Source organism: Pseudomonas sp. NBRC 111130 (assembly GCF_001320485.1).
In the GTDB taxonomy this organism is placed as follows: domain Bacteria; phylum Pseudomonadota; class Gammaproteobacteria; order Pseudomonadales; family Pseudomonadaceae; genus Aquipseudomonas; species Aquipseudomonas vlassakiae.
In genome coordinates, this window is sequence record NZ_BCBG01000018.1 from 99,041 (window position 1) to 111,179 (window position 12,139).

At 56.3% G+C, this 12,139-nt stretch carries 12 protein-coding genes; 8 read left to right on the plus strand and 4 right to left on the minus strand.

Going from position 1 to position 12,139, the window contains the following annotated elements; translation table 11 throughout:
• Nucleotides 1-148: 148 nt before the first annotated feature.
• From APH33_RS11085 to APH33_RS11100, 4 genes are all read right to left on the minus strand, one after another.
• A complete protein-coding gene (locus APH33_RS11085) occupies nucleotides 149-685 on the minus strand; it encodes a hypothetical protein (RefSeq protein ID WP_177332385.1) in 537 nt (178 codons plus the stop codon).
• A 377-nt stretch (nucleotides 686-1,062) separates the two neighbouring features.
• Nucleotides 1,063-2,307: an OprD family porin gene (locus tag APH33_RS11090; RefSeq protein ID WP_054885173.1), complete on the minus strand. Its 1,245-nt coding sequence runs from the start codon at nucleotides 2,305-2,307 to the stop codon at nucleotides 1,063-1,065.
• A 108-nt stretch (nucleotides 2,308-2,415) separates the two neighbouring features.
• Complete coding sequence (locus APH33_RS11095; RefSeq protein WP_371263247.1) at nucleotides 2,416-2,985, minus strand: hypothetical protein; 570 nt, start codon at nucleotides 2,983-2,985, stop codon at nucleotides 2,416-2,418.
• 166 nt (nucleotides 2,986-3,151) lie between these two features.
• The gene (locus APH33_RS11100) at nucleotides 3,152-4,042 is read right to left on the minus strand and encodes a LysR substrate-binding domain-containing protein (protein ID WP_054885174.1); all 891 of its coding nucleotides are present in this window, start codon (nucleotides 4,040-4,042) and stop codon (nucleotides 3,152-3,154) included.
• A gap of 150 nt (nucleotides 4,043-4,192) precedes the next feature.
• Here APH33_RS11100 and APH33_RS11105 point away from each other — a divergent pair, with 150 nt between their 5' ends.
• The 8 genes from APH33_RS11105 (at nucleotide 4,193) to APH33_RS27965 (ending at nucleotide 11,867) form a co-directional block, all read left to right on the plus strand.
• The gene (locus APH33_RS11105; RefSeq protein WP_249342001.1) at nucleotides 4,193-5,050 is read left to right on the plus strand and encodes a transketolase; all 858 of its coding nucleotides are present in this window, start codon (nucleotides 4,193-4,195) and stop codon (nucleotides 5,048-5,050) included.
• Nucleotides 5,047-6,048, plus strand: a complete 1,002-nt coding sequence (locus APH33_RS11110) for a transketolase family protein (RefSeq protein ID WP_054885176.1) — start codon at nucleotides 5,047-5,049, stop codon at nucleotides 6,046-6,048. The genes APH33_RS11105 and APH33_RS11110 overlap by 4 nt, the downstream gene beginning before the upstream one ends.
• 128 nt (nucleotides 6,049-6,176) lie before the next feature.
• A complete protein-coding gene (locus APH33_RS11115; RefSeq protein WP_054885177.1) occupies nucleotides 6,177-7,478 on the plus strand; it encodes an MFS transporter in 1,302 nt (433 codons plus the stop codon).
• A gap of 31 nt (nucleotides 7,479-7,509) precedes the next feature.
• A complete protein-coding gene (locus tag APH33_RS11120) occupies nucleotides 7,510-7,908 on the plus strand; it encodes a glucose dehydrogenase (RefSeq protein WP_082433553.1) in 399 nt (132 codons plus the stop codon).
• Between the two features lie 11 nt (nucleotides 7,909-7,919).
• Nucleotides 7,920-9,950 (plus strand): pyrroloquinoline quinone-dependent dehydrogenase, encoded by a 2,031-nt coding sequence (locus tag APH33_RS11125; RefSeq protein ID WP_054885178.1) that lies wholly within the window; start codon nucleotides 7,920-7,922, stop codon nucleotides 9,948-9,950.
• 58 nt (nucleotides 9,951-10,008) lie between these two features.
• On the plus strand, nucleotides 10,009-10,761 hold the full coding sequence (locus APH33_RS11130) for an SDR family NAD(P)-dependent oxidoreductase (protein WP_054885179.1): 753 nt from the start codon (nucleotides 10,009-10,011) through the stop codon (nucleotides 10,759-10,761).
• Between the two features lie 39 nt (nucleotides 10,762-10,800).
• Nucleotides 10,801-11,436, plus strand: a complete 636-nt coding sequence (grxB, locus tag APH33_RS11135) for a glutaredoxin 2 (RefSeq protein WP_218187127.1) — start codon at nucleotides 10,801-10,803, stop codon at nucleotides 11,434-11,436.
• An 11-nt stretch (nucleotides 11,437-11,447) separates the two neighbouring features.
• Nucleotides 11,448-11,867 (plus strand): winged helix-turn-helix domain-containing protein, encoded by a 420-nt coding sequence (locus tag APH33_RS27965; protein WP_082433555.1) that lies wholly within the window; start codon nucleotides 11,448-11,450, stop codon nucleotides 11,865-11,867.
• The last annotated feature ends 272 nt before the right edge of the window (nucleotides 11,868-12,139 follow it).

The following is a 12,139-nucleotide window of genomic DNA, read 5'->3' on the forward strand; positions in this document are numbered from 1 at the left end:
CATTGACCTGTCCGCTTGAACGGGCATGATCTATACGTATCGCAAAATTACACTGACGTGGTTGCGGGCGCATAAAACCAGTGAGATTGAGCACTTTTTTCCGCACAAGTGGATGAATGACTTTGGCTAATCCTTTAGTCGTTTCAGCTTAGTGATCCTGCGTACAAGGGTTAAAAACCTCAGTCACGTCGATTGTTGTATGCCACGGGATAGCAGTGCCTGACACCAGTCCGCCTACGGTTTGTTTTCGACCCGAATTGCGCACATATCCGCCGTCTGTTCCAGTGAAGACGTGCTGCCCGGGCTTCGTCAGATAGTCGAAGAAACTGATTTTCACAGGCCCATTCATTTTTCCACCAGGCGTAATCACGGCGAGCATGATCGCTTGGTCTTGGGTGAATACAACGAACGGTTCGACTGCCGTGCGACCACCACCTGTCTTCACGCATTGCACTTGTTCCGGAAGGATGCGTGCGGTTTCAACGTAGGTGTGGTTTTTGTAGAGGCTGAGGATCAGGCCTTTGCTGGTCAACACTCCCAGGCCTTGAGTGACTCTGCAGCTGGCATCGCTTCCATATGGGAATAGGCACCAGTTCGTTTCCGACACGGCTTGAATATCCGATGGTGCAATTTTCAGATCACGCTGGATTTGGGCTTTTGATTCCGGCGTGTCGTAAGGGATCATCACGCAACCCCCGACTGTCGTTGCTGCGATGAGGCCTATGACCGCAGCTACGTTTTGAATGGATGATTTGAAAATGTTAATTGTTCGCTCTCCTTGCTGTATCGCCACCACTGGAAGGCTGTGGTGATTTGGGTGGCGAACCTTACAGCATGGGCGGCAAGCAGTCACCCTCATGCTGAGAGCTGGTTCGGTAGATGATTTGACTGGACGCTTATCCTGCAGATCTAGCCCCTCATACCAGACCAGAGCCACTCACGTGTGCAGGAACTCCATTTCCCGGCTGTCCGTCGCCTAGTGAAAATAAAAAAAGGCCGACAATTCCTTGCAGGCCTTACCGCCAATGATTAGCGGCCACTCCTCGCACATGACTAGGGCGTCTAGAACAAAGGCAGCGTGTACGTCAGGATCAACCTGTTCTCATCGATATCGCGCTGGTAATTGGAGCGCAGCGTGGCGTTGCGCCAGAGCATGCTAACGTTTTTGAGTGGGCCAGACTGAACGGTGTAGCCCAGATCGGTGTCACGCTCCCACTCTCGCCCTTCCCCTGCATGGGTAGCCGGATTTGCATGGTTGCCTCGGTTGTAGCGTGTGGAGAAAGTTAACCCCGGAATACCTAGCGCAACGAAATCGTAGGCATACCGCAGCTGCCAAGTGCGCTCTTCGGCCTCCATGAAGTCAGCTGCCATCATGTAGTTAGTAAGGTAGGCATCAGTGCCTATGAGATAAGGCATGGCAGTCGAACCAGACAACCCTTGATAAGCGAGGCCAACGCTGTGGCCAACCTGGCTGTATGTAAGCATCACGTTGACGGTGCGATTATCAACCTTGCCCGCCCTTGCCTGCCCCGTGTCGGCACTGACGAAATAGCGTCCGTCCAAGGCTAATTTTCCTTGCCCCATGGGGGTACTGCCGATGACACCGAAATAGTGCTGACCATAGGTACCGTCGAGTTCGCCATATTGGTAGCTCAGGCTTAGGTTGGGATTGACCGCGTAGTCGATACCGCCCATGCGAAAGTCGTCGGTTTGCGGCGTGCCGCTGAAGCGTCGATTCTTGTTGACTAGACTCATGGCCTCGCTATGGGAGTAATCGCGCTTTGTGGTGCGATCTATTAGGGCATACGTAACTATCAGACGATCGAACTCTTGAGAGGTCAGCACGCCGCCTTGGAAGGTCTGCGGCAGAATCCGCCCGGTGCTAGATGCGATAGTCGGATATTTGAGCAATTGCGTACCGATCTTGAGTTCTGTTTTGGACAGACGCGCTTTAGCAGTGAGACCGAATTTACTGTATTCGTCGGGGGCACGACCATCGCCACCTACCGGGAGCAGACCTGTACCACTGCGATCGGGTGAGGAGTCGAGCTTGATGCCAAGCATGCCGAGGGCATCAACGCCGAAGCCAACCACTCCCTGGGTGTAACCCGAGCGGAAGTCGAGGACGAAGCCTTGGGCCCACTCCTCGCGCTTTGACACACCTGGGTCTTCCCGAAAGTCCCGGTTCAAATAAAAATTCTGGGCTTTCAGGGAGGCTTGGCTATCCTCGATAAAGCCTTCGGCCTGCGCCGGCAAAGTGAAGGACAGCAGGACTGCAGTCGGAAGCATTTTGTTGTTTTTGTGCATGACTGATCCATACGGCCCGCTGAGCACGAGCCAGTTTTCTTGATGTTGATGGGTGAAGCGCGTTGGACAGAGGCGTCTCTAGCCAAAGGCGATTAACACAGGCTCAACTCACGCAAGGACGCCAATCTGCCATGGGCAGAACTCGTCCTCACCCAAGCCATTCTCTTCACTCTTGGTCGGCTCCCCTGAGGCGTGGGCGAGCAGCCGCTCGAAGATCTCCTGGCCCATTTCGGCGATGGTTTTGTCACCATCAATGATTTGGCCGCAGTTGATGTCCATGTCGTCTGCCATGCGGTTGTACATCGGTGAATTGCTGGCAAGTTTGAAAGTAGGTGCCGGCACTGAGCCAAAGCACGAGCCACGGCCTGTGGTGAACGCAATCATGTTCGCGCCGCCAGCGATCTGGCCTGTGGCTGAAACCGGGTCGTAGCCAGGGGTGTCCATGAACACCAAGCCCCGAGTTTTGACCGGGTACGCGTATTCGTAAACATCCATTAGAGGTGCATTACCGCCCTTCTTGGCACCGCCCAGCGACTTCTCCAGTACGTTGGCCAGCCCCCCTGCATTGTTGCCAGGGCTGACACGACCATTAATCTGTGTGTCTCGACCACGGTTGTACTCCAGCCACCACTCGATGCGGTCGATCAACTTACGCCCTATCACCTTCCGGTGCCTCACCAGTAGGTTGATAGCATCGCAAGCGAAGGCCTTCTACATCGATATCGTCAATGCGCCAGCCCTCAGGTACCGGTGGAGTGCAATGTCGGCAAGCCTGCAAAAATGCGGCACGGCGAGCAGAACAACAAAACCGCCGTTTCCGGCCAGGCATTGGGCTTTCGGCAGCTCAACTTGCGCGAGCAGACAACGCTTTGAACAACCACTCCTTGAACTGTGAAACTGCATGAGGCTGCGTAGGTCGGCGTGGATGCACCAGGTAGTGACCCACGTAGCGAACGCTATTGCTGACGTGGCGAAGCGGACTGACCAAGCGACCGCTAGCTAACTCCTGCTCGGCTACCAGATCAGACTCAAGTACTACCCCCAGCCCTCCTGCCGCAGCAGCTATACCCATAGAACTCCTGTCAAACGCCAACCCGTAGCTACTTGGCGGCTGCATGCCGTTAGCTGCAAACCAGCCTTTCCACTGGATGGACTGACCATCGCTTTGGATCAGGAACTGAGAATACAAGTCCTGGGGGGTACGAAGGTGCTTGGCTACCTCCGGGCTGCACAGCGGTGTTAGTTCCTCAATGCGCAACGGCATCTTTTCGTGAGGCGACGATCTCGGTTCGCCGTAGACGATATCTAGGTCGAAATCATCGTTATCAAACAGCGCATAGTCGGTGCTCGCCGAGATGCGCAGATCAATGCCTGGATGGTCTTCAAGAAAACTCGCCAACCGCGGCACCAACCACTGGCTGGCGAATGTGGGCGCGGTATGCAGACGCAGAGGTACCGCGGGCTCGTTGGTCGCGATCGCAAGGCCTCGACTCATTTCTTCGAACCCCCTCTGAATGTGCTCCAGCAGCATGGCGCCTTCTGACGTCAGAGACGTGTTGCGGGTGTTTCTCAAGAAGAGAGTTAGTCCAGTGGCCGCTTCCAATTTGCGAATCGCATGGCTGACCGCGCTCGGGGAGAGATCAAGCTCCCTTGCCGCCTCGACAAATGAGCAGGTGCGACCCGCAGCTTCAAAAACCCTAAGACCAGGAAGAGGCACCCGTTTCAAAAACTTCATTGATGAATCCTGTTCATTACTAGGCGAATTTAAACCTTTTGTCGCGCGATTATTTTTACACGAATATCAGGATATTACTCAATTCAGATGCTGACTGATGAAGAAGCTGCGTCAGTAATCCCGGATCGCTGGTCACCAATGGAGAACAATATGACCGAGATTCACCACCCGCACTTGGCCCGGATGTCGGAACACGCTTGGCGTATTCGGCGTTTCGCATTGCGTATGGGAGAGGTTCAAGGCCAGGGCTATGTGGGCCAGGCATTGGGCTGGGCCGACGTGCTTGCTGTTGCCTACTGCCACGCCATGAATATTCGAGCTGATGACCCTGAATGGGAAGGCCGTGACCGCTTCCTTCTGTCACACGGGCATTACGCCATTGCTCTATACGCCGCCCTCTTGGAGGCTGGAGTTCTTCCAGAAGAAGAGCTTGAAACCTACGGCTCCGACGACAGCCGACTGCCGATGTCCGGGATGGCGACCTATACGCCCGGCATGGAGATCTCGGGTGGCTCGCTCGGTCAAGGTTTGGCGATCGCTGTAGGCCAAGCCCTTGCTCTGCGCATGAAGGGCAACGATGCCTTCGTCTACAACTCGATGTCCGACGGAGAACTGGATGAGGGCGCGGTATGGGAGGCGGCCATGTCGGCCTCGCATCATCAGTTGGGCAACCTGATCAACCTGATAGACATCAATCGCCAACAGGCCGATGGCCCTTCCCATGAAATTCTCCAGTTCGAACCCCTGGTTGATAAATGGGCAGCGTTTGGCTGGCATGTACAGCGTGTAGACGGCAACGACCTGCAGGCGGTGATCGAGGCGTTCGACAGCGCTCGCGGTTTTACGGGGGCCAAACCTCGCGTGATCCTGTTCGACACCCTAATGGGTAAGGGTGTGCCATTCCTGGAGCAGCGGGACAAGAACCACTTCATCCGGGTCGAGCCCGAGGAGTGGCAGCAAGCACTCACAGACCTCGACGAGATTTACGCGACCAGGAGCCCACAATGACCGCCGCCACTCCTACAAAGCCAAAACTCACCACTTCGTCCATGATCGCCTCTATCGCAAGCGAGGGGCAGCGCACCACCTCGGCGCCGTTTGGCCACGCTCTGGTCAAGGCAGGCCAGAAGAATCCGCGTATTGTCGGCATGACGGCGGATCTGGCCAAGTACACCGACCTGCACATTTTCGCCCAGCGCTATCCAGAGCGTTTCCTGCAGATGGGTATGGCTGAGCAGTTGCTCATGGCTGCTGCCGGCGGCATGGCCAAGGAAGGCTTCGTGCCTTTCGCCACCACCTACGCGGTATTTGCCACCCGACGCGCTTATGACTTCATTCATCAAGTCATCGCTGAGGAAAACCTAAACGTCAAAATCTGCGCAGCGCTGCCCGGCTTGACGACTGGGTACGGGCCGAGCCATCAGGCTACAGAGGATCTGGCGATGATGCGCGCGATTCCGCAGATGATGGTTATCGATCCTTGCGATGCACTGGAAACCGAGCAGTGCGTGGCCGCGATCGCTGAGCACGACGGCCCAGTCTATATGCGCCTGCCTCGTGGGCGGGTACCGCTGATTCTCGACGAGTACGATTACCGTTTCGAGCTCGGTAAAGCCCAACTCCTACGAGATGGCAACGATGTGCTGGTCATTTCCTCCGGCCTTATGACAATGCGTGCTCTGGAAGTCGCAGACGAATTGGCCAAGCACAAAGTGGACACCGCCGTTTTGCACGTTCCGACAATTAAGCCGCTCGATGTCCAGACCATCCTGGAGCAATGCCGACGCGAAGGCCGCCTGGTAGTCATTGCGGAAAACCACACTCAAATCGGCGGCCTGGGTGAGGCCATCGCCATGGCCTTGTTGCAGGCCCGCGTACAGCCTGAAATACGTCACGTTGCGCTGCCCGATCAGTTCCTAGATGCAGGCGCACTGCCGACATTGCACGACCGCTACGGCATCTCCAAAGACGTCATGGTCGCCAACATTCAGCGCTGGCTAGGCTGACCATTCCCTGACCATACGGTGGTACCCGCTCACGTTAAACGCCCTTCTGCCTGGGCTCGTTGAGCGGGTTCTTGCCGTACAGCCCGTTACTCCTCTGGATCGTCCCAATAAGTACAAAGGTGATGGCGATGCAAAAAGGCACCAGTCTCCTGAAGAAAAAACGTGTATGGATCTATGCGTTTCTCTTCACCCTGACCTTAATCAACTACGTCGACCGGGTCTCGCTCTCAGTCGCATCCAAAGTCCTCAAGGAAGAATTCGATATCTCGCCAGTTGCGATGGGATACCTCTTCTCATCGTTCGTGTGGCTCTATTTTCTCGCTCTCATCCCCATGGGCTATCTGGTGGGCCGCTTCGGCCCCAAGAAGGTTAATGGTTATGGGATCGGTGTTTGGTCGGTTGCAACGGCTTGCACTGCATTGTCGACTGGTTTCATCTCGTTGCTCAGCTGCAGGCTGATCATGGGCATGGGGGAAGCTACCACCTACCCCGCCGGTGCGCGGGTGATTCGCGAATGGATGCCGCTTAAAGAACGCGGCATGGCCACAGCGGTCTTCCACAGCGGCAGCCTGGTTGGGCCGGCCATTGGTGCCATTGGTTTCGGCTGGCTGATCAGTACATTCGGCTGGCGCATCGCATTTGTCGTGGCCGGTGCATTGGGCTTCGTCTGGCTGGCTGCCTGGTTGAGGTGGTACAGCCATCCCGCTAAAGCGCCGTGGCTGGGGGATGCCGAACGCGCAGAAATTGCCGCTGGCAGCATCTCCACCAGCGCAGACCCTGCTCGAACTGTTTCCCTTGGTCTGAAAGGCCTCGCTCGCTCAAGCAGCATGTGGGCCATCGCCCTGTCCCATGGATGTGCGGTCTATGCCACCTACTTCTTCCTGACCTGGTTGCCAAGCTATCTGCAAGCCGAGAAAGGTCTGACGGTGATGTCGAGCGGTATCTACACCGCGATTCCGTATCTGGGCGCTGCAGTGCTTGCCATCGTCATTGGTCGCTTGAGTGACAAAGTGATGCGCCCAGAGGCCGCAGAATCGGGACAGAGGCGCATGGTCGTTGCCAGCGTTCTGCTGGCGTCTTCGGTCATCTTCCTAGTTCCTGCAATCGACAATACTTGGGCAATTCTTTTCGTAATCACGCTTTCGCTAGCCACTTGTGCCTCAGCGATTTCCCTGAACCTCTCGCTGGTCAACGATCTGGTGCGCTCGGAAGACGATGTCGGCACTGCAGCTGGCTTTATCACTGCAGTCGGCAATCTGTTCGGTCTCCTCGCTCCCATCGTGACTGGCTACGTGGTGGCCGGCTCTGGCAGCTTCGCCTTGGCCTTCGTCGTCGTCGGCGCATTACTTGTGATCGGCTCAGTCCTCTCGATGTTCTGCACGCGTCGGCCGATCGGCTTTGCAGCCTCCGGCAAACAGGCCATGGCCTGAATCAATAGCAAATGAAGGAAGTAGTAGCGTCATGAATCAACGTAGTAGTGAATCCCGTAGCAACGGCCAGGCCTCGGCTGGTCAAAGCGGGAAATGGCGTCTGGCGACCGTCGTGTTAGCCCTGGCGCTGGGGGCATTTGGCATAGCCCTTTTTGGCGGAGGCGTATGGCTGATGGCTTTGGGCGGTAGCTGGTATTACGCCCTCACCGGGGCGGGATGCGTAGTAACCGCTGTTCTGCTGTGCAGGCAACGATTTGCAGCCGTGTACCTGTTCGCCGTGATCTGGGGCCTGACGCTGATTTGGGCTTTATGGGAAGTCGGACTCAACTGGTGGGGGCTTGTACCACGTCTCGTGGCAATCACCGTCATCCTGTTGTTGATCCTTGCCGTGTCGCCGTCACTGCGTCGCGCCCCCCGCTCTGCTGCGTAAAGAGGTTTGTCATGTTCCAATCAGTCAAATGCAGAAGCGCACTGGCGCTCGCCGTTTCTTGCGCGCTTCAGGCGCAGTTCGCTCAAGCTCAGCAGATGCCGCAGGTCGGCAGCGATTGGCCATTCTATGGCGGCGATCACAACGCTCAGCGCTTCAGCCCACTCAAGCAGATTACGCCGGAAAACGTCGGGCGCCTGGAGCGCGCATTTGTGTATCACACACGGGATTTGCCGAACTCTGGCAGTCGCTACTCGCCTGAAACAACCCCGGTCAAGGTCGGCAACGACCTGCTGATGTGCTCTGCCAAAAACATCCTTATTTCGATCAATGCTGCAACCGGCAAGGAAAACTGGCGTCACGACCCTGGAGTACCTGATCAGGCCATTCCTCACGCAGCAGCATGCCGCGGCGTGGCGGTGTACACCGCACCAGAGATCCCTGAGTCCGCACAATGCCGCAACCGTGTGGTAGAAGCGACACTGGATGCGAGGCTGGTAGCTGTAGATCTGCGCACAGGCGAGCCATGCAAGGACTTCGGACAGAACGGTACTGTGGATCTTTGGGAAGGTCTGGGGAAAAAAGTCCCCGGCTGGTATGCGGTTACAGCCCCTCCTACCATCGTCAATGGCGTAGTGGTCACAGGAGCACAAATTCGCGACGGTCAGGATGAGGATGCACCTTCTGGGGTGATCCGCGGCTACGACGCAATCACCGGGAAAATGGCCTGGGCTTGGGATCTGGGTAACCCTCAAAACGTTCATGGCCCAGCCGAAGGCAGCACATACACCCGTGGCACCCCGAATATGTGGACGGCTGCAGTGGGCGATGAGCAGCTTGGCTACGTCTACCTACCGATCAGCAATTCCTCGATTGATTACTACGGCTCCAACCGTAGCGAGGCAGAAAACAAGTATTCGACCTCACTGGTCGCCGTCGACGTGAAGACGGGGAAGGACGTGTGGCACTTCCAGACCATCCGCCACGATGTGTGGGATTATGATTTGGGCAGCCAGCCGACACTTCTTGATTTCCCTGGCAAAGACGGAAAACCAGTGGCTGCAGTGCTGCTGCCAACGAAGCAGGGAGACATCTACATCCTGGATCGCGCAACTGGCGAGCCTCTGGTTCCGATTGGTGAAGTCAAAGCGCCAAAAGGCGGCTCCGTTGAACCCCAATTCCTAGCTGATACCCAGCCTACCTCCGAGTGGCATACCCTGCGTAAGGCCCCGAAAACCGAAGCGGACATGTGGGGTTTTTCACCACTTGATCAATTGATGTGCCGCATCCAGTTCCGCCAGGCCAACTACGAGGGCTACCTGACGCCACCATCGGTGGATCGTCCGTGGATTCAATACCCGGGCTACAACGGTGGCTCCGATTGGGGCTCGGTCGCGATCGACCCAGTACGACGACTGCTAATCGCCAATTACAACGACATTCCTAACCTCAACCAGCTCATACCGCGTGAGCAGGCAGACAAGATGGGGCTCAAACCTATCTATGCACCAAAGGTTGATGAAACCTCGTTGAACAAGGCTGGCAGCAAATCGGGCAAGGGCGAAGGTGGGGCATCGACCTATCCGCAGGTCAACGCACCCTACGCGATCAGTGTGAATGCGGGTTGGCGTAACTGGGGCACCGGCGTACCGTGCTCGGCACCACCGTATGGTGGAATTCGTGCAATCAGCCTGGATACCGGGAAGACCGTATGGGACGAGCCGCTGGGTACCGCGCGTCGCAACGGCCCTTTCGGCATCCCGTCGCATCTGCCACTGAATATCGGCTTGCCGAACAATGGCGGAACGGTGGTCACCGCAGGTGGACTCACCTTCGTCGGCGCGGCAACTGACAACTTGTTCCGTGCCATCGACACGGCTACCGGTAAGGTGCTGTGGGAAGACACGTTGACGGCGGGCGCCCAAGCCAACCCGATCTCGTACGAGGTTGATGGTGAGCAGTATGTGCTCGTTTCAGCGTCTGGCCACGCCTTCATGGAAACCGGCACCAGCGACGAAATCATCGCATACAAACTGCGTAAGTAATGCCTTGACGGGGCCCGCTTGGGCCCCGTCTTGACGCTGTTCACAGAGGAGTTTGATCATGGATTTGGGCTTGCAAGGTAAACGCGTACTGGTTAGCGGCGCTTCCAGGGGTATCGGGCGGGCAATTGCCAAGTTGTTTCTCGATGAGGGCGCCAAGGTGGCCTTCTGTGCTCGGGGTACCGCAGGCGTCCAAACGACGCAACAAGCACTCGGTCATGACGCCATCGGTACCGCCGTTGATGTCACCCAGCCCGACCAGGTGCAGGCATGGGTCACAGATGCAGCGCAGCGTCTTGGAGGAATCGATATCGTCGTGCCGAACGTGAGCGCTCTGGCTGGCGGAGATGACTTGCAGACATGGCGGCGAGCCTTCGATACCGATTTACTGGGAAGTGCGACGATGGTCAAAGCCGCCTTGCCCGCCCTGCGTGAATCGCAAGCCGCATCGGTTGTCCTAATTTCCAGCGTATCGGGCCGCGAAGTCGATATGTTCGCCGAGCCATACGGCGTATTGAAAGCAGCCTTGCTGCACTACGGTAAAACGCTTTCTGCACGCCACGCGCGCGAAGGTATTCGGGTGAACTCTGTCTCCCCAGGAAACGTATATTTTCCTGAGGGCGTATGGGGTGATATAGAGCGCGACCAGCCCGAGACCTTCGCGAAATGCTTGGCTGAAAACCCGTTGGGCCGCATGGCTACACCCGAGGAAGTAGCCAAAGCAGTCGTATTCCTGGCCAGCCCTGCTGCAAGCTTTACCACCGGCACAAACTTGCTCGTGGATGGCGGACTGACACGCTCTGTACAGTTCTGAGCATCCAGGCCCAACGGTAGCAATCCGGATAAAATTTGAATGATGAAACTGTATATCTACGAACATTGCCCGTTCTGCACGCGTGCTCGGATGATCGTTGGACTCAAGAGCCTCCCGGTGATGCTTCAGGTCATCATGGAGGGCGATGCAGAAACACCCCTGCGCCTGATTGGAAAAAAGGCTGTGCCGATCCTGCAAAAGGAAGACGGCAGCAATATGGGGGAAAGCCTAGATATCGTGCGATATCTCGATGGCATCGGCCCGACAGTACTGGTGGCGCCGCAAGACCCAACCTTGGACGCTTGGGTCAAAGAAGCCTGGCCCACGGCACTCAAGCTATTCATACCACGCTTCGTCCAGGCAGACTTCGCAGAAATCAACACGCCAATGGCAAGAGAGGCGTACCGGCTGCGGGAGGAACAAGCCTTCGGGGATCTGGAGGCTTTGCGTGGAGCCACATCCAAGCTGGTGGCGGAACTGCAACCTCTGATCTACGACCTTGTTCCGCTGGTAAAGGACAGAACAACAATCGGCATCAACGATGTGACGCTTTGGCCCGTATTGCGCTCGCTTTCCATCGTTCGAGCTGTTGATTTCCCAGATCAAGTGCTCGATTACATGCATCGATTGAGTGAGGCAAGTGGCGTTCCCCTGCTCTTCAACCAAGCTGCTTGACCTATAGATAGATGGCTATTTTGGAGCCCAGCGTAAGCTCCCAGAAAGGCGTGGGAGGCGATTCCTTCCAAGGATGTCCTGATGATCAGCGAGCTTTCACGACGCCCGTGCGTGAGCTCATCGTGGATGCAAGCACGCGGACAGTCAGATTCGAGGATCTTCACTTTCCGCTCAAGGCCACGTCTTGCCGGCTTTTGACATTGCTCCTTCGCCATCAAGGAAACGTCGTGAGCCGGACGACGATCTATGAGGAAATTTGGGGATACCAGTTCAATCCCGGCACCAAGATTATAGAAGTGCAGATTTGTTATCTGAGAAAGGTGCTTAAATCCCTCCAGGCGCCGTTCGAAATCAGGACACTACGCGGTAGAGGGTTAACCATTCGGGCAGTTGAGGGGGATCTTGATCGGCTACGCATGAACGTATCTTGAATCGGAGAATGCGATACCTGGGCGGTCAATCAGGCTCGCCTGTCACAAGGCTGAGGTGCATAAAGGAAAGTGCGGTACATCGAAGATGTCACTAAAGCCGGCTAGGCTCTGTACGAAATCCCGAGAAACCTAATCGTCGCTGCTTTAGCGCTCAGATTTTGTAGAGTTACGCGCCATTAACGGAAAGGAATTCTGTGATGGCAAGGCGCTACGAACTCACGGACGAGGCCTGGGATGTGGTCTCCGATCTCTTCATCGAAACCCATGGCCGA

Bases quoted from the DNA above. Each gene is read 5' to 3' on its own strand.
- APH33_RS27965 (WP_082433555.1), top strand. From the start codon at position 11,448: ATGGCTATTTTGGAGCCCAGCGTAAGCTCCCAGAAAGGCGTGGGAGGC.
- APH33_RS11100 (WP_054885174.1), bottom strand. From the start codon at position 4,042: ATGAAGTTTTTGAAACGGGTGCCTCTTCCTGGTCTTAGGGTTTTTGAA.
- APH33_RS11130 (WP_054885179.1), top strand. From the start codon at position 10,009: ATGGATTTGGGCTTGCAAGGTAAACGCGTACTGGTTAGCGGCGCTTCC.
- APH33_RS11110 (WP_054885176.1), top strand. From the start codon at position 5,047: ATGACCGCCGCCACTCCTACAAAGCCAAAACTCACCACTTCGTCCATG.
- APH33_RS11085 (WP_177332385.1), bottom strand. From the start codon at position 685: ATGATCCCTTACGACACGCCGGAATCAAAAGCCCAAATCCAGCGTGAT.
- APH33_RS11120 (WP_082433553.1), top strand. From the start codon at position 7,510: ATGAATCAACGTAGTAGTGAATCCCGTAGCAACGGCCAGGCCTCGGCT.
- APH33_RS11125 (WP_054885178.1), top strand. From the start codon at position 7,920: ATGTTCCAATCAGTCAAATGCAGAAGCGCACTGGCGCTCGCCGTTTCT.
- APH33_RS11105 (WP_249342001.1), top strand. From the start codon at position 4,193: ATGACCGAGATTCACCACCCGCACTTGGCCCGGATGTCGGAACACGCT.
- APH33_RS11115 (WP_054885177.1), top strand. From the start codon at position 6,177: ATGCAAAAAGGCACCAGTCTCCTGAAGAAAAAACGTGTATGGATCTAT.
- grxB (WP_218187127.1), top strand. From the start codon at position 10,801: ATGATGAAACTGTATATCTACGAACATTGCCCGTTCTGCACGCGTGCT.
- APH33_RS11090 (WP_054885173.1), bottom strand. From the start codon at position 2,307: ATGCACAAAAACAACAAAATGCTTCCGACTGCAGTCCTGCTGTCCTTC.